Below are 298 nucleotides of genomic sequence, written 5' to 3' on the forward strand. Positions count from 1 at the left end.
TTTAAGCTCTGCTTTGGCACTTGCTTATAAAGGAATTGCAAGCACCATCATCGAAAAGCGCAAACAGCTTGAGAGTGTAGGTGCTGGTATTCAGCTTACTCCAAATGCAACGTGTATTTTTGCGCGTTGGGGCATTCTTAGTAAACTCACAAAAATGGGTGTAATTCCACAATTTCTTCAGTTAAGAGATGGAGTCTCTTTAAAAACACATCTACACGCGGATCTTTTTAATTTATCAGAAAAAAATTGGAAATCCCCCTATCTTATGATTCATCGAGCGGATTTACAAAAAGTTTTA

The 298-nt window shown here is 37.6% G+C and carries 1 pseudogene; it reads left to right on the top strand.

Annotation, left to right across the window (positions count from 1 at the left end):
• Nucleotides 1-298 (top strand): annotated as a pseudogene (locus tag ACFIO5_RS12620) (FAD-binding protein); the annotation flags it as partial.

This window comes from Bartonella sp. AA86SXKL (genome assembly GCF_042196885.1).